The organism is Bradyrhizobium pachyrhizi, assembly GCF_029714545.1.
GTDB classification, from domain to species: domain Bacteria; phylum Pseudomonadota; class Alphaproteobacteria; order Rhizobiales; family Xanthobacteraceae; genus Bradyrhizobium; species Bradyrhizobium pachyrhizi.
The window spans coordinates 8,376,802-8,399,410 of record NZ_CP121667.1 but is presented as its reverse complement, the minus strand read 5'-3'; the positions used below and the strand labels follow the sequence as shown (position 1 = coordinate 8,399,410).

At 65.2% G+C, this 22,609-nt stretch carries 21 protein-coding genes; 11 read left to right on the top strand and 10 right to left on the bottom strand.

All coding sequences use genetic code 11. From position 1 onward, the window contains the following. The first annotated feature begins 110 nt into the window (after positions 1 to 110). Both QA639_RS39730 and QA639_RS39725 read left to right on the top strand, forming a co-directional pair. Positions 111 to 1,862: a type I secretion system permease/ATPase gene (locus QA639_RS39730; RefSeq protein ID WP_028336593.1), complete on the top strand. Its 1,752-nt coding sequence runs from the start codon at positions 111 to 113 to the stop codon at positions 1,860 to 1,862. Beyond that, the gene (locus QA639_RS39725; RefSeq protein WP_028336592.1) at positions 1,859 to 3,169 is read left to right on the top strand and encodes an HlyD family type I secretion periplasmic adaptor subunit; all 1,311 of its coding nucleotides are present in this window, start codon (positions 1,859 to 1,861) and stop codon (positions 3,167 to 3,169) included. The genes QA639_RS39730 and QA639_RS39725 overlap by 4 nt, the downstream gene beginning before the upstream one ends. Before the next feature lie 164 nt (positions 3,170 to 3,333). Here QA639_RS39725 and QA639_RS39720 read toward each other — a convergent pair whose 3' ends face one another. Continuing rightward, the gene (locus QA639_RS39720; protein WP_157342342.1) at positions 3,334 to 3,816 is read right to left on the bottom strand and encodes a CinA family protein; all 483 of its coding nucleotides are present in this window, start codon (positions 3,814 to 3,816) and stop codon (positions 3,334 to 3,336) included. Positions 3,817 to 3,989: 173 nt separating this feature from the next. Here QA639_RS39720 and QA639_RS39715 point away from each other — a divergent pair, with 173 nt between their 5' ends. From QA639_RS39715 to QA639_RS39700, 4 genes are all read left to right on the top strand, one after another. Continuing rightward, positions 3,990 to 5,066, top strand: coding sequence for an amidohydrolase family protein (locus QA639_RS39715; RefSeq protein ID WP_283088763.1), 1,077 nt, complete (start codon positions 3,990 to 3,992; stop codon positions 5,064 to 5,066). Beyond that, on the top strand, positions 5,063 to 6,172 hold the full coding sequence (locus QA639_RS39710; RefSeq protein ID WP_283088762.1) for an amidohydrolase family protein: 1,110 nt from the start codon (positions 5,063 to 5,065) through the stop codon (positions 6,170 to 6,172). The genes QA639_RS39715 and QA639_RS39710 overlap by 4 nt, the downstream gene beginning before the upstream one ends. 1 nt (position 6,173) lies before the next feature. Beyond that, a complete protein-coding gene (locus QA639_RS39705) occupies positions 6,174 to 6,587 on the top strand; it encodes a Rieske (2Fe-2S) protein (protein WP_157342336.1) in 414 nt (137 codons plus the stop codon). A 114-nt stretch (positions 6,588 to 6,701) separates the two neighbouring features. Next, positions 6,702 to 7,214, top strand: a complete 513-nt coding sequence (locus QA639_RS39700) for a class I SAM-dependent methyltransferase (protein ID WP_283088761.1) — start codon at positions 6,702 to 6,704, stop codon at positions 7,212 to 7,214. Between the two features lie 39 nt (positions 7,215 to 7,253). Here QA639_RS39700 and tcuB read toward each other — a convergent pair whose 3' ends face one another. From tcuB to QA639_RS39680, 4 genes are all read right to left on the bottom strand, one after another. Next, positions 7,254 to 8,357 (bottom strand): tricarballylate utilization 4Fe-4S protein TcuB, encoded by a 1,104-nt coding sequence (gene tcuB / locus QA639_RS39695; RefSeq protein ID WP_050382542.1) that lies wholly within the window; start codon positions 8,355 to 8,357, stop codon positions 7,254 to 7,256. A gap of 16 nt (positions 8,358 to 8,373) precedes the next feature. After that, complete coding sequence (gene tcuA / locus QA639_RS39690) at positions 8,374 to 9,774, bottom strand: FAD-dependent tricarballylate dehydrogenase TcuA (protein ID WP_428841122.1); 1,401 nt, start codon at positions 9,772 to 9,774, stop codon at positions 8,374 to 8,376. Positions 9,775 to 9,902: 128 nt separating this feature from the next. Beyond that, entirely contained in the window at positions 9,903 to 11,213 is a 1,311-nt protein-coding gene (gene tcuC / locus QA639_RS39685) for an MFS transporter (protein WP_028336585.1), read from the bottom strand. 272 nt (positions 11,214 to 11,485) lie between these two features. Next, positions 11,486 to 12,385: a transcriptional regulator GcvA gene (locus QA639_RS39680; RefSeq protein WP_028336584.1), complete on the bottom strand. Its 900-nt coding sequence runs from the start codon at positions 12,383 to 12,385 to the stop codon at positions 11,486 to 11,488. 118 nt (positions 12,386 to 12,503) lie between these two features. On the opposite strand from QA639_RS39680, the gene QA639_RS39675 reads away from it, so the two are divergent. Both QA639_RS39675 and QA639_RS39670 read left to right on the top strand, forming a co-directional pair. Then, positions 12,504 to 12,722, top strand: coding sequence for a DUF1127 domain-containing protein (locus tag QA639_RS39675; RefSeq protein ID WP_176937012.1), 219 nt, complete (start codon positions 12,504 to 12,506; stop codon positions 12,720 to 12,722). Positions 12,723 to 12,792: 70 nt separating this feature from the next. Next, positions 12,793 to 13,416, top strand: a complete 624-nt coding sequence (locus QA639_RS39670; RefSeq protein ID WP_028336582.1) for a GNAT family N-acetyltransferase — start codon at positions 12,793 to 12,795, stop codon at positions 13,414 to 13,416. Between the two features lie 303 nt (positions 13,417 to 13,719). Here the strand turns inward: QA639_RS39670 and QA639_RS39665 are convergent, their stop codons facing one another. After that, positions 13,720 to 14,556, bottom strand: coding sequence for an oxidoreductase (locus QA639_RS39665; RefSeq protein ID WP_283088760.1), 837 nt, complete (start codon positions 14,554 to 14,556; stop codon positions 13,720 to 13,722). Positions 14,557 to 14,676: 120 nt separating this feature from the next. Between QA639_RS39665 and QA639_RS39660 the strand changes: the two genes are divergently transcribed. Continuing rightward, complete coding sequence (locus QA639_RS39660) at positions 14,677 to 15,564, top strand: LysR family transcriptional regulator (RefSeq protein ID WP_028336580.1); 888 nt, start codon at positions 14,677 to 14,679, stop codon at positions 15,562 to 15,564. Between the two features lie 209 nt (positions 15,565 to 15,773). Here QA639_RS39660 and QA639_RS39655 read toward each other — a convergent pair whose 3' ends face one another. Together QA639_RS39655 and QA639_RS39650 are read right to left on the bottom strand one after the other, a co-directional pair. Further along, complete coding sequence (locus tag QA639_RS39655; protein ID WP_283088759.1) at positions 15,774 to 16,604, bottom strand: enoyl-CoA hydratase; 831 nt, start codon at positions 16,602 to 16,604, stop codon at positions 15,774 to 15,776. 195 nt (positions 16,605 to 16,799) lie between these two features. After that, positions 16,800 to 17,501, bottom strand: a complete 702-nt coding sequence (locus tag QA639_RS39650; RefSeq protein ID WP_283088758.1) for an SDR family NAD(P)-dependent oxidoreductase — start codon at positions 17,499 to 17,501, stop codon at positions 16,800 to 16,802. 71 nt (positions 17,502 to 17,572) lie between these two features. Between QA639_RS39650 and QA639_RS39645 the strand changes: the two genes are divergently transcribed. Then, a complete protein-coding gene (locus tag QA639_RS39645) occupies positions 17,573 to 19,354 on the top strand; it encodes an acyl-CoA dehydrogenase family protein (RefSeq protein WP_283090694.1) in 1,782 nt (593 codons plus the stop codon). 53 nt (positions 19,355 to 19,407) lie between these two features. Next, positions 19,408 to 20,496: a Zn-dependent alcohol dehydrogenase gene (locus QA639_RS39640; RefSeq protein WP_018269116.1), complete on the top strand. Its 1,089-nt coding sequence runs from the start codon at positions 19,408 to 19,410 to the stop codon at positions 20,494 to 20,496. 138 nt (positions 20,497 to 20,634) lie between these two features. Here the strand turns inward: QA639_RS39640 and QA639_RS39635 are convergent, their stop codons facing one another. Next, positions 20,635 to 20,988: a nuclear transport factor 2 family protein gene (locus tag QA639_RS39635; protein ID WP_028336576.1), complete on the bottom strand. Its 354-nt coding sequence runs from the start codon at positions 20,986 to 20,988 to the stop codon at positions 20,635 to 20,637. Positions 20,989 to 21,106: 118 nt separating this feature from the next. Beyond that, entirely contained in the window at positions 21,107 to 22,579 is a 1,473-nt protein-coding gene (locus QA639_RS39630) for an amidase (RefSeq protein ID WP_283088757.1), read from the bottom strand. Between the last annotated feature and the right edge of the window lie 30 nt (positions 22,580 to 22,609).

Here is a 22,609-nt window from a genome sequence, read left to right as displayed (position 1 = left end):
GAGGCCGCGAACCATGCTTTGGTTCACGCGACTTAAAATGGACGGTGGTCGCAAACGTCTATACAACGTGGTGATCACGTAACTCTTTTGTTTTGCAGAGATCAGTTTTTATGGCAGCCGCGCCCGCTGTCCGGCGTTCCGAACTGGCTGAGGCGCTGCGCGCTTGCCGCAGCGCCTTTATCGGCGTCGGCCTCATCAGTTGCATGATCAACCTGCTCTACCTGACAGGTTCGATGTTCATGCTGCAAGTCTACGACCGGGTGCTGCCGAGCCGCAGCGTTCCGACCCTGGTCGGCCTCGTGGTCATCGCCGCGGTCCTCTACATCGCCCAGGGCGTGCTCGACCTGCTGCGCGGACGGATCCTCGGCCGCGTCGGCACCTCGCTCGACGAAGCGCTCAATGCGCGGGTGTTCGACACCGTCGTGCGGCTGCCGCTGATGGCCGGCAATCGCAGCGAAGGCCTGCAGCCGCTGCGCGACCTCGACAATGTGCGCTCTTTCCTCGGCAGCATGGGTCCCGGCGCGTTCTTCGATCTGCCCTGGCTGCCGTTCTACATGGTGATCTGCTTTGCCTTCCATTGGCTGCTTGGCGTCACGGCGCTGGTCGGCGCGATCATCCTGGTGACGTTGACACTGATCACGGAATACTTGTCGCGCACGCCGGCCAAGGAAGCGATGACGCTCGCGGCGCGGCGCAACGATCTTGCCGCCTCCAGCCGCCGCAACGCCGAGGTGCTGGTGGCGATGGGCATGGCCGGCCGGATGAACAGGCGCTGGAACGAGGCCAACGAGGAATATCTGTCCGGCAACCAGCGTGCGAGCGACGTCACCGGCGGGCTCGGTGCGGTCGCCAAGGTGCTGCGCATGATGCTGCAGTCTGCCGTGCTCGCGGTCGGCGCCTATCTCGTGATCCATCAGGAGGCCACCGGCGGCATCATCATCGCCGGCTCGATCCTGAGCGCGCGGGCGCTGGCGCCGGTCGATCTCGCGATCGCGCATTGGAAGGGCTTCGTCGCCGCGCGACAAAGTTGGCATCGGCTCAACCGCCTGCTGCAGCAAATTCCGGCGCGGCCCGAGCAGACGCTGTTGCAGACGCCGGAGAAGAAGCTCTCGGTCGAGGCCGTGACCATGGTCGCGCCGGGCGACCAGCGCGCCATCGTGCAGGACATCACCTTCGCCGTCGAAGCCGGCAGCGGCGTCGGCGTGATCGGCCCGAGCGGCTCCGGCAAGTCGTCGCTGATCCGGGCGCTGGTCGGCGTCTGGGTGCCGGCGCGGGGCAAGGTACGGCTCGACGGCGCCGCGCTCGACCAGTGGTCGTCGGACCAGCTCGGCCGTCATGTCGGCTATTTGCCGCAGGACGTCGAACTGTTCGCCGGTACGGTCGCGCAGAACATCTGCCGGTTCGATCCCGACGCCAAGTCCGACGGTATCATCGCGGCGGCCAAGGAGGCCGGCGTGCATGAGATGATCATCAAGATGCGCGAGGGCTACGACACCCAGGTCGGCGAACAGGGCACTGCGCTCTCCGCCGGCCAGGCGCAGCGGGTGGCGCTTGCGCGGGCGCTGTACGGCAATCCGTTCCTGATCGTGCTGGATGAGCCGAACTCCAATCTCGACAGCGAAGGCGACGAGGCGCTGACCCGTGCGGTGCGTGGCGCGCGCGAGCGCGGCGCGATTGTCATTGTGGTTGCGCACCGGCCGATCGGCATCGAGGGCGTCGATCATCTGCTGGTGCTGAAGGACGGACGCATGCAGACCTTCGGGCCGAAGGAGGCAGTGCTCGCGCAGGTGCTGCAGCGTGCCGCGCCGCCGGTGCCGACGCCGATCAAGATCGTCGCGGATGCGGGAGCCGCCAAGTCATGACCGATCAACCGCGCAACGCACATCGCTCGATCCGCAAGCATCTGATCGTCGGTCTCGCCGTGGTTCTGGTTCTCGGCGGGGGCGTCGGCGGCTGGGCCGCAACGGTGCCGATCTCGGGCGCGCTGATCGCGCCGGGCTCGGTGGTGGTCGAATCCAACGTCAAGAAGGTGCAGCATCCGACCGGCGGCGTGGTCGGCGAGGTGCGGGTGCGCGATGGCGACGTGGTCAAGGCGGGCGACATCGTCGTGCGCCTCGACGAGACCGTCGTGAAGGCCAGCCTTGCGATCGTGGTCAAGACGCTGAACGGTCTTTATGCGCGCGCGGCCCGGCTCGAGGCCGAGCAGCAGGGCCGCGACAAGATCGCCTTCCCGCCGCAGCTGCTCGAGCAGGCCAAGGATCCGGACGTTCGCGACATCATGGCGAGCGAAACCAAGCTGTTCGAGGTCCGCGTCAACGGCCGCACCGGCCAGAAGGCGCAGCTGCGCGAGCGCGTCACCCAACTCAACGAGGAGATCTCCGGCCTGCAGGCGCAGGAGAGCGCCAAGGACAAGGAGATCGCGCTGGTGCAGCAGGAGCTGGTCGGCGTCCGCCAGCTCTATGAGCAGCATCTGGTGCAGCTGACGCGCCTGACCACGCTCGAGCGCGACGCGGCGCGGCTCTCCGGCGAGCGCGCTCAGTACATCGCCTCGCGCGCCCAGGCCAAGGGCAAGATCACCGAGACCGAGTTGCAGATCATCCAGGTCGACAAGGACATGCTGGCGGAGGTCTCGAAGGACCTGCGCGAGACCAACGACAAGATCGGCGAGTTCGTCGAGCGCAAGGTCACCGCCGAGGACCAGCTTCGCCGCATCGATATCCGCGCGCCGCAGGACGGCGTCGTGCTGCAGTCGACCGTGCACACCGTCGGTGGCGTCATCACGGCGGGCGATGCCATCATGATGATCGTGCCGAAGGCCGACGATCTGTCGGTCGAGGCCAAGGTCAATCCGCAGGACATCGACAAGCTGCAGGTCGGACAGAAGACCGTGCTGCGACTCTCCGCCTTCAACCAGCGCACCACGCCGGAGCTGAACGGCGTCGTCACCCGCGTCTCCGCCGACGTCACCACCGACCAGCGCACCGGGCAGAGCTATTACACCATCCGTGTCTCGATGCCGCCGGAAGAAGTCGCGCGCCTCGGCAGCGAGGTGAAGATCATCCCCGGCATGCCGGTGGAAGCCTTCGTGCAGACCGGCGACCGCACCATGCTGTCCTATCTGATGAAGCCGATGAGCGACCAGTTCATGCGCTCGTTCCGAGAGAAGTAGCCGCGCGCTGCTCTTGTAGCCCGGATGAAGCGCAGCGAAATCCTGGAACAGTCGCGCAGCGGATGAAGTCATCCCGGATTGCGCTTCGCTTCATCCGGGCTATGCACCTTCAGTGATTCTCGCCCCGCGTCGTCCCGGCTTTCGCCGGGACGACGCTGTTGGAATTACCGCTCCAGATTCTTCAACAGCAATTCGAGCGCCGCCTTCGCAAATGCCTGCATGTTCGCCTGCCGGTCGCCGCTCGCGGTCTCCAGCGTGATCACCTGCTGGCGCGGGCCTGCGACCGCCATGCAGCTGTGGCCGGCGGCATCGCCGTAGCGGTTGCCGGTCGGGCCGGCGGCACCAGTCTCCGACAATCCCCAGTCGGTCGAGAGGCGCTCGCGGATCTGCCGCGCCAGCAATTGCGCGTAGGGTTCCGATGCCGAGCGGATGCCGCGCATGGCGTCGTCGGGAATGTCCATCAGCGCACGCCGCGCGTCGCGGGTGTAGATCACGCCGCCGCCGAGGAAATAGGCCGACGCGCCGGGAACCGCGAGCAGCGAAGCGGAGATCAGTCCGCCGGTTGAGGATTCCGCGACCGCAATCGTCTGTTTGTTCGCGATCAGTTTTGCGGCGACCTGTTCGGCGATGGATGTGAGCGCGTTCATCGGCCTTCTTTCTCGTTGCCTGCCATGAAAATCCCGTGGGGCGTTCTGCCTTCCTAGCACACCACGCAGGCTTTTGCCGAGTTGCAGGCCGCGGCATGGCCTGATTGAATGCAAGACAAGAACCAAGCGCCGCCCGACAAGCTTGTGGTGAGAGCGTGCGCGGAGGAAACATCATGACGTCGCCGATTGCGGGCGGCGTGGATTGCGATCTGCATCCCGCCGTGCCTCACCTCACCAGCCTGCTGCCGTACATGAACGACTACTGGCGCGACCAGGTGACGACGCGCGGCATGACCGACCTGATCTCGCAATCCTATCCCACCAATTCGCCGATCTCGTCGCGGCCGAACTGGCGTCCCGCGCAAGGCAAGCCGGGCTCGAGCCTTGCGGACATGCAACGCCAGGCGCTCGACAGGTTCGGCGCGGCCTACGGCATCTGCAATCCGCTCTATGGTGTGCAGATGGTGTTTTCCGAAGACATGGCCGATGCGTTCTGCCGCGCGCTGAACGACTGGCTGGTCAAGGAATGGCTCGACAAGGACGAGCGCCTGCGCGGCTCGATCGTGATCCCGGTACAGAGCATCGAGAAGGCGGTCGCCGAGATCGAGCGCTGTGCGCAGGACAGGCGCTTCGTGCAGGTGCTGATGCTGGTGATGGGCGACATGCCGCTCGGCAAGCGGCACTACTGGCCGATCTACGCCGCGGCGGAACGGCTCGGCCTGACGGTCGGCATCCATGCCGGCAGCGCCTATCACAACCCGCCGACTTCGGTCGGCTGGGGCTCCTATCACATCGAGGATTATGTCGCGCAGGCGCAGGCGTTTCAGACCCAGCTCACCAGCCTGATCGTGGAGGGCGTGTTCGCGCGCCATCCGAACCTGAAAATGGTCATGCTGGAGTCTGGCTTCACCTGGCTGCCGCCATTCCTGTGGCGGCTGCACAAGTTTTGGCGCGGCGTGCGCATGGAGACCCCGTGGGTCGACCGCGCGCCGCTGGAGATTGTGCGCAGCAACATCCGCTTCTCGCTGCAGCCGGTCGATGCGCCGCCGGACGGAGACACGCTGAACCGCCTGTTCGACCATATGCAGTCGGACGAATTGATCCTATTCTCCACCGACTATCCGCATTGGCAGTTCGATGGTGACGAGGTGCTGCCGCGGGGGTTGTCGCAGGATCTGGTGCGCAAGATCATGATCGATAATCCGCATGCAACCTATGGCCGGCTCAAGGTGAAGGAGAAGACGCCATGAACATCCAGCTTCGCGAGCGTCCCGAAACCGCATCGCCGACCAGCATCAAGACCGCGATCGCCGACTGCGACATCCATCCTGCCCGCGCCACCAAGGATGAACTGTATCCTTATCTCGAAAAGCGCTGGCATGCGCATCTCGAGACCTTCGGCGTCCATGCCTATCAGGGCATGATGGAAGGCCCGCCCTATCCGAAGGCGCAGCCGAATGCGTCGCGCCGCGATGCCTATCCGCCGGAAGGCGGCCCGCAGGGCTCGTCGCTGTCCTTCATGCAGAAGCAGCACCTCGATCCCAATAATGTCGCGCTCGGCGTGCTCAACCCGCTCAACACCGGACAGGGCATCCGCAACCAGGATCTCGCCGGCGCGATCTGCGCGGCCATCAACGATTGGCAGATCGAGAAATGGACCAGCAAGGATTCCCGGCTGAAAGGCTCGGTCGTCGTCGCCAATGAGGATGGCGTGTCGGCCGCCGCCGAAATCCGCAAGCGCGCGGGCGACACAAATTTCGTCCAGGTGCTGCTGCTGAGCCGCAATGTCGAGCCGCTCGGCCAGCGCCGTTACTGGCCGATCTATGAGGCGGCGCAGGAAGCAGGCCTTCCGATCGGCGTGCACGCCTTCGGCTTCGGCGGTAATCCAATCACCGCGTCGGGATGGCCGAGCTACTATATCGAAGAGATGGTCGGGCATTCGCAGTGCCAGCAGACCGCGCTGGCGAGCCTCGTGCTCGAGGGCGTGTTCGAACGCTTCCCGAAATTGAAGATGGTGATGGTCGAGGCCGGCTTCGGCTGGGCCCCGTCACTGGCCTGGCGGCTCGACAAGGTGTTTTCGCGGCTGCATGCCGAAGTGCCGCATCTGAAGCGCAAGCCTTCGGAATATATCCGCGACCACATCTGGTGGACGACGCAGCCGATGGAGGATCCGGAGAGCCGCGACCATCTGTTCCAGACCATCGAGTGGATCGGCTGGGACAGACTGTTGTTCGCGACCGATTACCCGCATTGGGATTACGACGAACCGTCGCGCGTGCTGCCGGCCGGCGTCAGCGATGCCAATCGCCAGGCGTTCTATCTCGACAACGCCAGGCAGCTGTACGGTATCGCATAAGATGGCGCGGCATGTGATCGCCCCGGTGGACGAACTGCCGCCGGGTTCGCGAAAATTCCTCGAGATCGACGGACGGCCGATCGCCGTCTTCAACGTCAAGGGCGAGTTCTTCGGCCTGCTGAACCGCTGCCCGCATCAGGGCGCGGCGCTGTGCGAGGGGCCGCTGATCGGGCTCGCCTCATCGTCCGACCCCGGCGAGATCGAATACACCAAGCTCGGTGAGATCCTGCGCTGCCCCTGGCACGGCTGGGAGTTCGACATCCGCACCGGCCAGTCCTATTGCGATCCGCGCCGATTCCGCGTGCGCGCCTATCCGGTCAGCGTCGAGCCGGGCACCAATGTGGTGAAGGGGCCGTATGTCGCCGAGACCGTCAAGGTCGCGGTGGAGAGCGACTACGTGGTGGTGGATTTGTAGCCGCGACGGTCCCGAAATCCTGTTCACCGGAGTTGGCAATCGGTGAGCGTCATGCAAAGCATCGTCTTGCGCGCGTTTGGCCGTCCTCGGGGCCTCTTGGGGAGGCTCGGCGGCATGATCATGGCACGCAGCAATGCAGATTGCGGCGCGTGGGTCGCAGATCGTCTCGAGGTCGGACCTGATGACAGCGTGCTCGAAGTCGGGTTTGGTCCCGGCGTCGTCATTCAACGCCTGTCGACCTTGGTGCCGGCGGGACGCGTCGCGGGCATTGATCCGTCGCAGGAGATGGTCGGGCAAGCTCGCGCCCGGAACGCGGCCGCGATCGAGGATGGTCGTGTCGAGCTTCGGCTTGGCTCCGTGGAACGCATGCCATTCGATGCGGACAGCTTCGACGCGGCGCTGGCGATCAACTCGATGCAAGTTTGGCCGGACGCCGTCGCCGGGCTACGGGAGGTCCGGCGCGTCATGAAGCCGAGCGGCAGGATCGCGCTCGGCTTTACGCGCTACTCCGGACAGCCCAAGGAAGGGGTCGCGGAAAGGCTGGCAGCAGCCGGCTTCACGAGGGTTCAGCTGGTCGAGACAAATGAGTGGTTCTGTGCCCTGGCGACAAAGCCCGATGCAGGATGAGTTCGTAAGCGGGGCTACGCTCCGCTAACCCACCACCATTCATTCCGCCATCATCTGCCGTTCGCGCGCATAGCGCACCAGCGCGACGAAGCGGTAGATACCGTGCACGAATTTGCCGTAGGGCATGGTGATGAACAGCGCGAACACCACGCCGAGATGCAGCGCAAGCAGCGGGCCCATCGCGGCGGTCTCGCGCCACAGCAGCAAGGCGAGGCCGGTGATGCTGGTCAGGAACAGCATCAGGATGAACGCGGTGTCCATGCCCATACGCTGCTCGTCGACCAGCACGCGGTCGCGCTTCCATTTCTCGCCGAGCAGGCCGAGCGGGCCGACCACGAGCCCGATGCCGCCGAGCGTGCCGAGCACGACGGGCAGGTCCCACCACGCATAGGGCGCCTCGCGCGCCAGGAGGTAGTGATACAGCGTGCCGACGCAGGTCGCAGCGAAGCACAGCGCGAAGCCATAGAAGGTGAAGTGGTGATACAGCTTGCGGCGGTCGGTCGGCTGGTCGTCCTCGTTGAAGCAGCCGACACCGCCGCCGTCGAGATAGCGCAGCTCGCCGGCGTCGCGGACCGCCTGCAACAGCGCCTTCGCATCCGTCGTCATGCCGACCGGCTTGCCGATGTCGCGCCAGAACGCCCGCACGCCCATCACCAGCGCCAGGATCGCGTAGAGCAGGGCCAAGCCGAACAGCAGCGCCATCGCATTGTGCGGCATCAGTTTGTAGAACGCGCCGGGACCGGTGTGGATGCCGGTGAGCACGCCGCGATCATTGACCGCGGCGAAGCCGAAGATGAAGGCGGCGACGCTGAGCGCTGCGATCAGGCTGATGACGAGGCCGTTGCGCGCGAATGCGCCGGCAAAGGCGCGCGGCCAGGCATAGGCGGCATAGGATTCGGCGCGCGCGACCGCGAGTGTCTTCGGTACATTGACGTTGAATTCGTGCGGCGGCGAGAACTGGCAGTCGGCGTAGCAGGCGCCGCAGCTATGGCAGAGGTTGGCGAGGTAGTTGAGATCGCCGTCGGAGAAGGCGCGACGCATCTCCATCGCGGGAAACACCGCGCACAGGCCCTCGCAATAGCGGCAGGAATTGCACACCGTCATCAGACGGTCGGCTTCCTGCAAGATCCTCGTCCCGTGCATCGCGTCAGTCCCGCCTTCAGTTCCGGGCATTCTTGGCTGCTTCTCGGCCGGCGACGCGACCGAACACGCTGCCGATGGTCATGCCGATGCCGGCGGCATAGCCCTTGCCGAGCACGTTGCCGGCCATGATTTCGCCGGCGGCGAACATGTTGGCCGACGGCTTGCCGTCCTTCATCAGTATCCGCGCCTCCCTGTTCACGCGGGTGCCGAGATAGGTGAAGGTGATGCCGGGCCGCACCGGATAGGCGAGATAGGGCGGCGTGTCGATCCGGCGCGCCCAATGCGTCTTCGGCGGCGTGATGCCTTCGGTAGCGCAGTCGTCGAGGATGGTGTGGTCGAAGGTGCCGGGCTGCACCGCGGCGTTGAACTCGGTGATGGTCTTTTCCAGCGCGGCCGCGTCGAGCTCGAGCTTGCCGGCGAGCTCGGCAATCGTCGCGCCCGCGATCGGCGGAAACAGCGTCGGCATGAAGCTTGTCACCACGGTCGAGTCGAAGATGATGTAGGCGATCTGGTCCGGCTGCGCGGCGACCAGGCGGCCCCAGATCGCATAGCGCTTGGGCCAGATATCCTCGCCCTCGTCGTAGAAGCGTTCGGCATGCTTGTTGACGACGATGCCGAACACGACCGAATCGTGGCGCGTGATGATGCCGCCGTCGAATTTCGGCGCGCGGGCGTCGATCGCCACCGCATGGCATTGCGTCGGATCGCCGATCTCCCGCACGCCCTTCGCGAGCAGCATCTTGAGGATCGTACCGCGATTATAGGGCGTGCCGCGGATCAGGAAATTGTCGGCCGCATCGCCCCAGGACTCCTTCAGCCATTCGATGTTGGCCTCGAAGCCGCCGGCGGCCGCAACCAGGGTCGAGGCGCGGACCTCGGTCTTGCCGCCGACCGGCTGCTTCAGCTGCGCCGAAAGGAACATGCCGTCCTCGACCGTGAGATCGATGACCTCGGCATCGTAGAGGATGTCGACGCCGAGTTCCTCGGCGGTGCGATAGAGCGCGTTCAGCATCGCGCGGCCGCCGCCGAGGAAGAACGAGTTGGTGCGGCCAAGGCTCAGCGTGCCGCCGAGCGACGGCTGCCAGCGCACGCCCTGCTCGACGATCCAGTTCAGGATGTCCTTGGACTCGTGGATCATGAAGCGGGCCAGTTCCTCGTCGGTCTGGCCGCCGGTCACCAGCAGCAAATCCTTCCAGAATTCCTCCTCGGTGTAAGGACCGGTGAGGATCTCGGTCGCCGCGTCATGGGCGCAGCGCATGTTGCGGGTGTGGCGGGTGTTGCCGCCGCGATAGAATTTCGGGGCGCCTTCCAGCACCAGGACGGAGGCGCCGGCGCGCCGTGCGCTGATCGCAGCGCAGAGCGCGGCGTTGCCGCCGCCGATCACCAGCACGTCGAACCTGCGCGTCAGATCAACCATGCGCTCTTGTTATCGTTGTTGGCATGGAAAGCAACACGGCCGGGCGCATGAGCATGATCCGGAAAAGCGTGTCGCGATTTTCCGGAGAAGTCATGCCCAGCGAGCCCGCCCGGCCGCGAAGTGGAATATCAGGCCGCAACGGTCTCGCGCTGCTCGATGGTCTGGCCGCCACGATAGACGATCAGCGCGGCGACGATGCCGAGAGCTGCGGCGCACATCAGCCAGTAGCCAGGCGAAGCCTTGTCGCCCGTCCGCTGGATCAGCCAGGTCGAGGCGAACGGCGTGAAGGTGCCGAACAGCCCGGCCGCAAGTGCAAACGCCAGCGAGAAGCAGGTGGTGCGGACATGTGCCGGCACGATCTCGACCAGGCAGCCCAGCATGGTGCCGCTGTAGACGCCGAAATAGAACGAGAACATCATCTCGACCGCCAGCATCTTGCCGAACGAGGGATTGGTCACCAGCCAGTGCAGCGCCGGATAGGCCGTGATGAGGGACAGGCCGGCGATCGCCAGCAGCACCGGCTTGCGGCCGATCCGGTCGGACACCGCGCCGCCGACCGGATTCCAGATGAAGTTGGTCACGGCAACCAGCAGCGTCACCAGCAGCGCATCCTGGGTCGAGAGCTTCAGCACGGTCTTGCCGAAGGTCGGCGTGTAGACGGTGACGAAGTAGAAGGTGGTGGTGGTCAGCACCGCGATCATCATGCCGAGCACGACGATGCGCCAGTTCGCGATCGCCGAGGCGAACACCTCGCTTGCGGTCGGATGCTTCTTCATCGCCAGGAACGCCGGGGTCTCCTCCAGCGTCCGGCGCAGGAAGAAGATCACCGGGATGATCAGGCAGCCGACGAAGAACGGGATGCGCCAGCCCCAGGAGGCAACGGTTGCGGCCGGCATGCTCTCGCTGAGGACGAAGCCGAGGATCGAGGCGACGAAGATCGCGACCTGCTGGCTCGCCGACTGGAACGAGGTGTAGAAGCCGCGATTGCCGGGCGTGGCGATCTCCGCGAGATAGACCGAGACGCCGCCGAGTTCGACGCCGGCGGAGAAGCCCTGGAGCAGGCGCGCGATCAGCACGATGATCGGCGCCGCAATACCGATCGTCGCATAGCTCGGGCAGAGCGCGATCACCACGGTGCCGATAGCCATGATCGACAGCGTCACGATCAGGCCCTTGCGGCGGCCGATGCGGTCGATATAGGCGCCGAGCACGACGGCGCCGACCGGGCGCATCAGGGCGCCGAGCCAGAACACGCCGAACGCGTTGAGCAAGGCGGCGGTCTCGTTCTCGGAGGGGAAGAAGGCCTTCGCAATCGCCTGGGCATAGAAGCCGAACAGGAAGAAGTCGAACTGCTCGAGGAAATTGCCGCTGGTCGCGCGCAGGATGGCGCCAAGACGCGATTTGATCTGCGGGACTTGCGATGAACTCGACTGCGACATAACGCCCTTTCCTCCCCGTGACAAAAACGGCCGGCGCAAATTGTCTCGCCGGCCAAAGCAGTTAACTGCCATGTGCGGCAATTTGGCACGGCTGTCCGGCTCGACCAACCCGGAATCGCGCGGGGGGCTATGGGAAAAAAGCCGTAGATGGAAATCGCAGCGAGCCTTTCGAGCGAAGGGGATACCGGTTCGCGCGAAGAAACCTCGTCAAAACAACGATCTAGGGCTTCGGCTCTGGTAGGACCGAAGCCCCGGCCGTCGCGTGCGCCGCATCAGGGCGCGGCGTGCGCCGTTGTGCCGAGCCAGCTTCGGAACGCGGAGAGCTTTGGCGTATCGGCGCGTCCCTGCGGCGAAACCAGGTAGAAGCCGGCGTCGGCCGGCAGCGCGATCTTGAAGGGAACCACGAGGCGACCCTTGGCGATGTCGTCCTGCACATAGGAGGTGCGGCCCATCGCGATGCCGATGCCGTCGATCGCGGCCTGGATCGTCACGAACAGCAGGTCGAAGGTGACGCCGGGCTGCTTGGAAATATCGGTCGGCAGCCCCGCCGCAGTCAGCCACAGCCGCCAGTCGTCGCTGTTGGCGTTGCTGGTGTGCAGGAGCGTGTGATCCCTGAGGTCTTCAGGGCATTTCAGCGGCCTGGTTCCCTGCAGCAGCGACGGACTGCACACCGGAAACAGCTCATCCGCCATCAACCAATCTGCACGCAGGCCCGCCCATTGGCCGCGGCCATAGCGGATCGCGGCATCGACCTTGTCGCGCTGGAAGTCGACCAGGCTGGTCGAGGTAGTGATGCGAACGTCGATGCCGGAATGCGCCTCCTGGAAGGCCGACAGCCGCGGCAGTAGCCATTTGGCGGCAAGCGATGCCAGCGTCGAGACCGTCAGCACGTGATCGTCGTCCCTGCGCAGCAGGCGATCGGTGGCGAGCCTGAGGTCGTTGAAGGCGGCCCGGACGCCGGGAAGGTATTCGGCAGCCTCCGGCGTCAGGCTCAGCGAGCGGTTCTGGCGGACGAACAGGCGGACGCCGAGTTCCTCCTCCAGCCGCCGGATCTGATGGCTGATCGCGGTCTGCGTCACGTTCAGTTCGGAAGCCGCCAGCGTGAAGCTCATATGCCGCGCGGCGGCCTCGAACGCCCTCAGGCCATTCAGCGAAGGCAGGCGGCTGGTCATTCCTGGAGTGTCTCCAAATACATGACTTTAATTCATGCGAAACGGTACAAAGTGTCGTTTGTGAGCGGGCTGAATAGCTCCGATATTAGCGCCAACAGGTTACCGATAGGAGCCGCAGATGTCCATTTTCACGCATGAATCGATGACAAATCATCATACCCCAAATCATCACGCATCGGGCCTGCTGAACCAGGTCGGCGAGACCCTTCACGTCTGGTGGGAGCGCTACGAACGCCGCCGCGAGTTGTCGCAGTGGACCGAGCGCGATCTGCACGACATCGGCATGTCCCGCAGCGACATCGTGTTCGAAACCGAGAAGCCGTTCTGGCGGGCCTGAGAAGGACGCCACCGCTGGCGTCGCCTCGATCAAGGGACGCCAGCCAATTTCTTCACCCGAGGAGCGTGTCATGGTTGCGCTGCATCTCGACGATCTCAAGCAATACTCTGACGTGCTGCGCGCCAAGAACGGCAGCGAGGTCAAGGTGCGCTTCGTCGAGCCGCGCGACCGCGAGGAGCTGCAGAGCTACATCCGCTCGCTCTCCGCGGGGTCCCGTTACAACCGCTTCCTGGGCGCGTTGAGCGAGCTGCCGAAGACAGAGCTCGAGCGTTTCATCCATGTCGGCGAGGCTGACCGGTTCACGGTGGTCGCGACGATGCTGGTCGATGGCTTTGAGACCATCGTCGGCGAAGCCCGCTACGCCTTCCATGCCGATAATTCGAGCGTCGAGTTCGGCCTGTCGATCGATGACCGGTGGCAGGGCCACGGCATTGGCAAGGCGCTGCTCAGGAATCTCGAATGCCGTGCGGCGTCCTTCGGAGCCGAGCGCATCTTCGGCGACACACTGCGTTCCAATGCGACGATGATCGGCCTCGCCCGGAAGTCGGGCTACGCCTTCATGCCGAGCCCCGGCGACTGGAAGCTGGTGCGCTTTGCAAAAGAGATCCACGTCGAACCGCAAGACATTCCCTGTGCCAGCTGGCGGCTTGCCGCCACTTCCCGCTCGGCCGCGATGTCCTCGCTTGCGGTTTGACTGACTGGCCCGGTTCTGGCCCCTCCAGAACCGGGCCCTTTTCCTTCTGATGCTGAGACCCCGTAGCCCGGATGAAGCGTAGCGCAATCCGTGGTCGCTCTACCGCCGCGAGACTTGTCCCGGATTTCGCTTCGCTTCATCGGACTACGAGTTCTCAGCTCCCCTTGAAAAGGGGAGGTCGTTTTGCTCGTCAGAGCAAAGCGGGTGGGGATCTTCTCTCTCCCCGGCAATGGCGCGTGTGGCTGACCCCCATCCCGACCTTCCCCCTTTCAGGGGGAAGGAGAAGAGGACCGTTCGGTCGTCTCATGTTGCGTCAGCAAAATCAGTCGACGTCGCCACCGTCCGCCATTCCGCGAGCTCCCTCGCGACGAACGCATTCTTGGTCTCGATCCGCTCCACGGTGTCGCTGCCGAGCGGCAGCCGCAGCGGCGGGTTGTCGGCGTTGACGAGCTTGAGCATCGCGCCGGCGAGCTTGCGCGGGTCGCCGCGCTGGCCGTGGTTGAAATCGGCGGCGACGGCGCGGGTCTTGCCGACGCTCGCATGATAATCCTCGATCTGATGCGCGGTGCGCGACAGCGAACTCTCGTCGAGGAAGTCGGTTCGGAAGAAGCCGGGCTCGACCACCGTCACCTTGATGCCGAGCGGCGCGACTTCGGCGGCCAGCGCCTCGCTGATGCCTTCCACCGCGAACTTGGTCGCGCCGTAGACGCCCCAGCCCGGATAGCCGGTGTAGCCGCCGACCGAGGAGATGTTGATGACGTGGCCCGAACGTTGCCGGCGCATATGCGGTAGCACCGCGCGGGTGACGCCGAGCAGGCCGAACACGTTGGTGCCGAACAGCCTCTGCGTCTCCGCGGCGCTGGCCTCCTCGATCGCGCCGAGAAGGCCGTAGCCCGCATTGTTGATCAGGATATCGATGCGGCCGAACTTTTTGACCGCCTCGCCGGCCGCGGCGTGGGCCTCGGCCTCGCTGGTGACGTCGAGCCTTGTGGCCAGCAGCCGCTCATGCTGGCCGAGGCGGGCGGTGACGGTCGCGGGATCGCGAGCGGCGGCCACTACCGCATCGCCGGCCTTGAGCGCGGCTTCCGCGATCAGGGCGCCAAACCCCCGGGAAGCTCCTGTGATGAACCAGACACGCATGATCTTGCCCTTTCCTGGAAGGCCCGGCGCACTGCCGGGCTGATGGGCAAAGGGATAGCGGCTCGCCATAATTGAGATAATCAGCTATATATTCTTCAAGCTACTGAGTAAAATTCATCAATGCGGATCGATCCTTCGGACCTCGCCACCTTCCTCGCGATCGCCCGCCACAAGAGTTTTCGCGCGGCGGCGACCGAGCTTGGCGTGTCCGCCTCGGCGCTGTCGCATGCGCTGCGCAACATCGAGGAGCGGCTCGATCTGCGCCTGGTCAACCGCACCACCCGCAGCGTGGCGCTGACCGAGGCCGGGGAGCTTTTGTTCGCGCGGATCAGTCCGGCGTTTCGCGACATCGACGATGCGCTGGAGGACCTCAACAATTTTCGCGGCAAGCCGGCGGGCACGCTGCGCTTCACCGCGGCGCGCCAGTCGGCGCAACTGGTGCTGCTGCCGATCGTCACGCGCTTCCTGAAGGCGTTTCCTGATATCAGCGTCGAGATCATGATCAACGACGCGTTGATCGACATGGTCGCCGCGGGTTTCGATGCCGGCGTGCGGTTCGGCGAGACCATTGCTGCCGACATGATCGCCGTGCCGATCGGGCCGCGGCATCGCTTTGCCGTGGTCGGCTCGCCGGCCTATTTCAAGACGCACAAGCCGCCGGTGACGCCGCACGACCTGAAAGACCTGCCCTGCATTCGCTACCGCTTCACCTCCGGCGCGATCTATCGCTGGGAGTTCGAGCGCGGCGGCATCGAGGTCGATATCGACGTCGCGGGGCCGCTCACGCTGAACGACCAGGATCTGATGGTCGACGCGGCGCTCGACGGGGCAGGGCTCGCCTATGTGTTCGAGGCGCAGGTCGAGGCGCTGATCGCCAAAAGAAAACTGGTGCGCGTGCTCGCCGACTGGTGCCCGGCCTATCCCGGGTTCTTCCTCTATTACCCAAGCCGCCGCCAGTTGCCGGCCGCGCTGCGGGCGTTCGTGGATTTTTCGCGCGGCAGCCCGTAGCCCGGATGGACCTGCGTAGCCCGGATGAAGCGAAGCGCAATCCGGGAGACTGCGTCCGCGGTAAGACCGATCCCGGATTTCGCTGCGCTGCATCCGGGCTACGAGATCGTCATGCGCGGGCTTGACCCGCGCATCCATCAAACAAAAAGGCATTCCTTTGGGATGGATTGCCGGGTCAAGCCCGGCAATGACGGGACACTGAACGGGGATCAACTCCCCCGGAACACCGGCTTGCGCTTCTCGATGAAGGCCTGCACCGCCTCCTTGTGATCGGCCGTCGTGGTGAGGCGGATCAGCCGCTCGGCCTCGTGGTCGCGCGCGGTGGCGAAGTCGAACTGCAGCGCCTCGTCGAGATTGTCCTTCATGTAGCGCAGCGCGAGGGTCGGGCCTTCGGCGATCGACTTCGCCAGCGCGAACGCTTCGTCCTGCAGCGTCTCGTCCGGCACCACGCGGTTGACGAGGCCGATCTGCTCGCATCTTAAGGCATCGACCTTCTCCGAGGTGAACATCAACTCGCGGGCGCGCGAGGTGCCGACCAGCCGCGTCAATAGCCAGGCCATGCCGTAATCGCCGCTCAGCGCCACGCGCAAGTAACCGGTCGAGATGAAGGCGGATTGAGCCGCGATCCGGATGTCGCAGGCCATCGCAATCGCGAGGCCGGCGCCGACCGCGGGACCGGGAAGGGCGGCAATGGTCGGCTTGCGCACCGAGGCCAGCGCGCCGGTGAGCAGGCGCTGGCGCTCCTGCAAATCCGCGACCTTGTCCTCATAGGACATTTCGAGCTTCTTTTTGTCGCGATGCGCGCCCATGCCCTTGACGTTGCCGCCGGCGCAGAACGCCTTGCCGGCGCCGGTGACGAGCAGCACGCCGACCTCGGGATTCTCTCCGCAGGTCTTGATCATCGTGCGCAGCGCCGGTGTCAAGGTATCCGACAGCGAGTTGCGGGCATCCGGGCGGTTCAGCGTGATGACGGCGACGCGATCGCGGATCACGCAGAGCAGTTCGTCGGTGCCGGTCTCGATCTTGATTTCGTTCGACATGTTTTCCTTCCCCAGTTCCATCCGTCATTGCGAGCCACCCGGTCGGCGTGGAGCGCCGCCGGATGACAGGCTCCGCGAAGCAATCCATGCTGCCGCAAGTGGTGGAATGGATTGCTTCGTCGCTTCGCTCCTCGCAATGACGAATGTAGCGGCGGTTTGCGTCCAGCCTACGCTGCTTGCATGATCTCCGTCATCTCAAAACTTCTCAACCCAGGGCCGCAATTCCAGCTCCCAGGTCCAGGCGCTGCGCGGTTGTTGCAGCACGTTCCAGTAACTCAGTGCGATCGCGTCGGGATCGAGCATCGAGTCCGGCCGGTCGGCGGGCTCGGTGCGGGCGGCGCTGCGGATGCCACCGTCGATCACGAAATGCGCGACGTGGATGCCCTGCGGCGACAGTTCGCGCGCCATGCTCTGCGCGAGGCCGCGCAAGGCGAACTTGCCCATCGCGAACGGCGCCGATTGCGCATAACCCTTCACGCTGGCGGAGGCGCCGGTGAACAGGATCGCGCCCTTCTTGTTGGGCAGCATGCGCTTCGCCGCTTCCTGCGCCACCAGGAATCCGCCGAACGCCGAGACCGCGATCGCCTGCTCGACCTCTGAAGGGACGAGTTCGACGAAGGGGCCGCGTGAGCGGCCGGAGGCGTTGTAGACCACGAGATCAGGCGTTCCGATCTCGCGCTCGACAAGGCCGAACAGCCGTTCGACATCCTCGGCCTTGGTGGCGTCGCAAGCATAAGCCCGCGCGTCGGTTTCGGTGCAGAGCGCGCCGAGCTTCTCGATGCTGCGGGCGCCGAGTGCCACGCGAATTCCCTCCCGCGAAAATAACCGCGTCAACGAGGCGCTGAGGCCCTCGCCGGCGCCGACGATCAGGGCGATCTTGTATTTTGGAATATCCATTGGGCTTTCCTTTGCTCGGCCGGAGGAGGATAGTCGTGCCCAAACAAATGAGCACCGAAGCCGGGAATTCAATGCAGCCGCACAAGCAGGATCCGAGAACGTCAGCCGCCAGCCAGCCGGGCCTGCTGGCGCCCGATACGACGGGAATGAATTTCTACCGGGCCGATCCGGCGCTGACCGACCTTCTGAAGCTGCATCTGCCCGATGCATTGTTCCGCCATATCGAGCCGCATCTCGACCGCCTCGGTGGATTGGCCGGAGGCTATCTCGACGAATGCGCGCGGCTTGCCGACCGGCATACGCCGGTGTTGCATCAGCGCGACAAGTTCGGCCGCGACGTGCAGCACATCGAATATCATCCGGCCTATCGCGAGATCGAGAAGGCCGCGTTCGGCGAGTTCGGCATCCACGCGCTGTCGCTCCGCAAGGGCATCATGGGCTGGCCCGACAAGTATCCTGTCGTCGCCAAGCACGCCTTCACCTTCCTGTTCAACCAGACCGAATTCGGCATGGGCTGCCCGATCAACGTCACCGACGGTTGTGCCAAGCTGCTGGCGAATTTCGGCAGCGAGGCGTTGAAGGCAAAATATCTCGACGGCCTGACCCAGACCGACATGAGCAAGCTGACACAGGGCGGCCAGTTCATGACCGAGAAGGAGGGCGGCTCTGATGTCGGCACGCTGACCACGCGCGCCGTGCAGGAGGGCGATCACTGGCGGCTCTACGGCGAGAAGTGGTTCTGCTCCAACGCCGATGCCAAGGTGGTGATGCTGCTGGCGCGGCCGGAAGGCGCAGGGCCAGGCACCCGCGGCGTCGGCCTGTTCCTGATGCCGCGTTTCCTCGACGACGGCTCGCAGAACCATTACCGGATCGTGCGGCTGAAGGACAAGCTCGGTACCCGCTCGATGGCTTCGGGCGAGATCAAGTTCGACGGCGCGATCGCCTACGCCGTCGGCAAGCTCGACCGCGGTTTCGTGCAGATGGCCGAGATGGTGAACTCGTCGCGGCTCTCCAACGGCGTGAAATCGACTGCGTTGATGCGCCGTGCCTGGCACGATGCAATGACAGTGGCGCGCGGCCGGGTGGTGTTCGGCCAGCGCATCATCGACCTGTCGCTGGCGCGGCGGCAGCTGATGAAGATCATGTTGCCGACCGAACAGGCGCTGTCGATGAGCTTTCTGACCGCCGACGCGCTTGACCGCGCCGAGGCCGGCAGTCAGGACGCCGCGGCGCTGCTTCGCATCCTGACGCCGACCTTGAAATTCCGCGCCACCCGCGACGCCCGAAAAGTCTGCGGCGATGCGATGGAGATGCGGGGCGGCATCGGCTACATCGAGGAATTCGTCACGCCGCGGCTGCTGCGCGATGCGCATCTCGGCTCGATCTGGGAGGGCACCGGCAACATCGTCGCGATCGATGCGCTGAAGCGCGCGGTCGGTCGCCATGGCGCCGACAATGCGCTCGCCGCCGATCTGCATGCGCGGCTCGATGACAGCCCGAATGTTCCGCAAGCCTGGTGCAACCGGCTGCGCGACCTCAGCGACCGCGCGGTCGCGTTTGCGCGCGAGGTGGCGAGCCGCGTCGACAATGAGGGCGACGCGCGGCGCGCCACCAGCCTGCTCTATCATGTCGCAAGCGCGGTCGCGCTGGCGTGGGAGGGCGGGCGCATCCATGAGATGCGCGGCGATGCGCGCCGGCTGTTGCTGTCGCGAATGGTGGTCGATCACCGCGTGCTGCCGGGCGATCCGTTCCGGCTAACGGAAAATACCGTTCAGCGCAGGATGACCGGGCACCTGCTCGGCGATCGCGCGGTCGGCATGGCCGAGGTTGGCGAATTGCTTGACGCAGCATAGGCTGCTGCGCGAGCGAACTTTTCAAACAATCAAAAACGTCAAGGGAGACCCCGATGAAGGCCGCCGTCCTGCATGAAGTCAATCAGCCGCTGGTGATCGAGGATGTCAGCGTGCCCAATCCGGGGCCGCGCGAGGTCCTGATCCGCACCGCGGTCGCGGGCCTCTGCCATTCCGATCTGCACTTCATGGAAGGCCTCTATCCGCACCCGCTGCCGGCGGTGCTCGGCCATGAATCGGCGGGCGTGGTTGAGAAGGTCGGCTCCGACGTCAATTACGTGAAGCCCGGCGATCACGTCGTCACCTGCCTCTCGGTGTTCTGCGGCACCTGCGACAATTGCACCACCGGCCGCACCGTGCTGTGCACCGACACCACGGTGAAGATGCTGCCCGGCGCCTCCAACCGCCTGTCATGGGGCAGGAAGGAGAAGCTCAACCAGTTCCTCAATCTGTCGTCGTTCGCCGAGCAGATGCTGGTGCACGAGAACGCCATCGTGAAGATCAAGAAAGAGATGCCGCTCGATCTCGCCGCGCTGATCGGCTGCGGCGTCATCACCGGTTATGGCGCCGTGGTGAACACCGCGAAGGTCACCGCCGGCGAGACGGTGGCTGTGATCGGCTGCGGCGGCGTCGGCATGGCGGCGATCAACGGCGCGCAGATCGCCGGCGCCGGCCGCATCATCGCGATCGATACCAATCCGGCCAAGCTGCAGCTTGCGACCAAGCTCGGCGCCACCGATATCGTCGATCCGGCCCGCGGCGACGTGGTCCAGCAGGTGCGCGAGCTCACCGGCGGCGGCGTGCAGCACTCCTTCGAGGTGCTCGGCCGCAAGGATACCGCCGAGCAGGCCTTTGCCATGCTGGCGGCGGGCGGCACCGCGACCATCGTCGGCATGATCCCGTTCGGCCAGAAGATCGAGCTGCACGGCTTCGACTTCCTGCGCGAGCGCCGCATCCAGGGCTCGTCGATGGGCTCCAACCACTTCCGCGTCGACATGCCGCGCCTCGTCGACTTCTACATGCGCGGCAAGCTGCATCTGGAAGACTGGATCTCGGCCAAGCTGAAGCTCTCCGAGATCAACGAGGGCTTTGCCAACATGAAAGCCGGCAAGACGCTGCGCAGCGTGATCATGTTCGACAGCTGAGCGTGTGTCGTTCCGGCGTGGGCCGGGACCCATACGCCGCGGCCTTGCTTTGGGCACGTGGGTGGACGACTTTCTTTACTCACCACAAGCTGCGGTGGTTATGGGTCCCGGCCTGCGCCGGGACGACACCTGAATCGCTCACCGCGCCACATGCGCGGACACCGCGAGCCATTTTCCGTTCTGCCGCGCCCAACAATCGGTATAGCGGCCGTGCGCCGGCTCGCCGTCCGCGTTGGTGTAGCTGGTCTGGGCGTGGATGATGGCGAAATCGCCGAGGATGCGGATTTTGACGTCTTCGGCCTTCAGCCCCTTGATCTTCACCGGGATCGCCGTCTGCTTCAGGAAGGCCGCGCGGTCGACCAGGCTCTTGTCGGGATTGGTGCAGTAGAAGTCCTGCGCCAGGATCTCATCGAAGCGCTTGACGTCGCAGTTCTGAACTGAATCGACGTAATCCTTGTTGAGCTTCGTCAGCTCCTCGAGGTCATTGCTCATTGGCTTTCTCCCGGTTTCCCCTCGTCATTGCGAGGAGCGAAGCGACGACGCAATCCACGCCTTCGCGCAGACGGATATATGGATTGCTTCGCTTCGCTCGCAATGACGATGGCAAGTATCAATCATCGAACATCTTCGGCGGCACGAAGCCGCCGAATTCGCGCTCGATCAGCTCGGCGAGCTTGAGCGGCGTGCGGTCCTCCAGCCAGGGACCGACGATCTGCACGCCGACCGGCAATCCGTCGGGCGCAAAGCCGGTCGGGATCGCAGTCGAAGGCAGGCCGGGCAGGGTCGCGATGCCTGGCCAGGCGAGCTGGTCGGTGTAGATGTGCGGCACACCGTCGATCAAAATCCGCCTCTGCTCCTGGTCGGGCGCATGATCGTGCGGATAGGCCGGCGTTGGCATGATCGGGCAGATCACCGCGTCGAACGAGTTGAACAGCTCGCGCCATTGCGCGCGCAACCGCGAGCGGGCGACCGTCGCCTGCACCCAGTCGCGGTGGCTGAGCGCGATGCCGCGCAGCCGCTCGGCCTGCAGGCTGGTGTCGCCGGCGGGCAGCGCGGCCGCCGCCGCGCAGGCGCCGGCATAGACCTCCGGCGGGAAGGTCGCGGCGAGGAACGACAGCAGCATCCGCATATAGAGCCGCGAGGACGCCGCGAAATCCGGCAGCAGCGGGCTCGAACGCGATATCTTCGCGCCGGCCTTGTCGAGGTGGCTCGCGAGCTTGTCGATGCTGCCGCGCACCGCCTTGTCGGTCGGCAACACCGGATCGGTGTCGATGACGAGGATGCGGAAATCCTTCAGGCCGGCGTGGCGCGCCGCCGGCAGGTCGAGGCGATAGGCCCTGCCGGCATCGAGCGGATCGGGTGCAGCCATCACGTCGAGCAGCAGCGACAGGTCGGCCGCGCCGCGCGCCATCGGGCCGGTCACCGCAAGGTCGCGCTCATAGATGATGGGCGGCGCCGGCGGCGCGGTGTGGCCGCGCGACGGCAGCAGCGCGAAGGTCGGCTTGTGCGCATAGATGCCGCAATGAAACGCCGGGACGCGCAGCGAGCCGCCGATGTCTGAGCCGAGCGACAGCGCGCCATAGCCGGCGGCGAGCGCCGCCGACGATCCGCCGGAGGAGCCGCCCGGCGTGCGGCCGAGGTCGTAGGGGTTGTTGGTGGTGCCGTAGATATCGTTGTAGCTCTGCCAGTCGGCGAGCCCGACCGGCACGTTGGTCTTGCCGAGGATGACGCCGCCGGCGTCCTTCACCCGCTGAATCGACAGCGCGTCCTCGGTCGGGACGAAGTCCTTGTGCGGCGGGAAGCCCCAGGTCGTCGGCAATCCGGCGACGTTGTAGGATTCCTTCACCGTCATGGGGATGCCGAGCAGCGGCTTGTGCTCGCCGCGCGCGATCGCGGCATCAGCGGCGCGCGCAGCGGCGAGGCCGCGCTCGAAATCGCGCACACAGACCGCGTTGACCTTGCCGTCGTGGCGCTCGATGCGGCCGATCGCGTCCTGTGCGAGCTCGACCGCCGAGACCTGCTTGTTGCGCAGCGCCTTCGACAGGTCGACGGCGGTCTTGAAGCTGTATTGCGATTTGGCCACGGCGTGCTCCCGGTTTGTTGTTGGCGCGAT

Excerpts from the sequence above, each read along its gene's own strand:
- tcuA (WP_428841122.1), bottom strand. The coding sequence starts at position 9,774 with ATGGTTGATCTGACGCGCAGGTTCGACGTGCTGGTGATCGGCGGCGGC.
- QA639_RS39635 (WP_028336576.1), bottom strand. The coding sequence starts at position 20,988 with ATGAGCAATGACCTCGAGGAGCTGACGAAGCTCAACAAGGATTACGTC.
- QA639_RS39650 (WP_283088758.1), bottom strand. The coding sequence starts at position 17,501 with ATGGATATTCCAAAATACAAGATCGCCCTGATCGTCGGCGCCGGCGAG.
- QA639_RS39675 (WP_176937012.1), top strand. The coding sequence starts at position 12,504 with ATGTCCATTTTCACGCATGAATCGATGACAAATCATCATACCCCAAAT.
- QA639_RS39680 (WP_028336584.1), bottom strand. The coding sequence starts at position 12,385 with ATGACCAGCCGCCTGCCTTCGCTGAATGGCCTGAGGGCGTTCGAGGCC.
- QA639_RS39720 (WP_157342342.1), bottom strand. The coding sequence starts at position 3,816 with ATGAACGCGCTCACATCCATCGCCGAACAGGTCGCCGCAAAACTGATC.
- QA639_RS39705 (WP_157342336.1), top strand. The coding sequence starts at position 6,174 with ATGGCGCGGCATGTGATCGCCCCGGTGGACGAACTGCCGCCGGGTTCG.
- QA639_RS39700 (WP_283088761.1), top strand. The coding sequence starts at position 6,702 with ATGATCATGGCACGCAGCAATGCAGATTGCGGCGCGTGGGTCGCAGAT.
- QA639_RS39715 (WP_283088763.1), top strand. The coding sequence starts at position 3,990 with ATGACGTCGCCGATTGCGGGCGGCGTGGATTGCGATCTGCATCCCGCC.
- QA639_RS39660 (WP_028336580.1), top strand. The coding sequence starts at position 14,677 with ATGCGGATCGATCCTTCGGACCTCGCCACCTTCCTCGCGATCGCCCGC.
- QA639_RS39730 (WP_028336593.1), top strand. The coding sequence starts at position 111 with ATGGCAGCCGCGCCCGCTGTCCGGCGTTCCGAACTGGCTGAGGCGCTG.
- QA639_RS39665 (WP_283088760.1), bottom strand. The coding sequence starts at position 14,556 with ATGCGTGTCTGGTTCATCACAGGAGCTTCCCGGGGGTTTGGCGCCCTG.
- tcuC (WP_028336585.1), bottom strand. The coding sequence starts at position 11,213 with ATGTCGCAGTCGAGTTCATCGCAAGTCCCGCAGATCAAATCGCGTCTT.
- QA639_RS39645 (WP_283090694.1), top strand. The coding sequence starts at position 17,573 with ATGCAGCCGCACAAGCAGGATCCGAGAACGTCAGCCGCCAGCCAGCCG.
- tcuB (WP_050382542.1), bottom strand. The coding sequence starts at position 8,357 with ATGCACGGGACGAGGATCTTGCAGGAAGCCGACCGTCTGATGACGGTG.
- QA639_RS39640 (WP_018269116.1), top strand. The coding sequence starts at position 19,408 with ATGAAGGCCGCCGTCCTGCATGAAGTCAATCAGCCGCTGGTGATCGAG.
- QA639_RS39710 (WP_283088762.1), top strand. The coding sequence starts at position 5,063 with ATGAACATCCAGCTTCGCGAGCGTCCCGAAACCGCATCGCCGACCAGC.
- QA639_RS39725 (WP_028336592.1), top strand. The coding sequence starts at position 1,859 with ATGACCGATCAACCGCGCAACGCACATCGCTCGATCCGCAAGCATCTG.
- QA639_RS39670 (WP_028336582.1), top strand. The coding sequence starts at position 12,793 with ATGGTTGCGCTGCATCTCGACGATCTCAAGCAATACTCTGACGTGCTG.
- QA639_RS39655 (WP_283088759.1), bottom strand. The coding sequence starts at position 16,604 with ATGTCGAACGAAATCAAGATCGAGACCGGCACCGACGAACTGCTCTGC.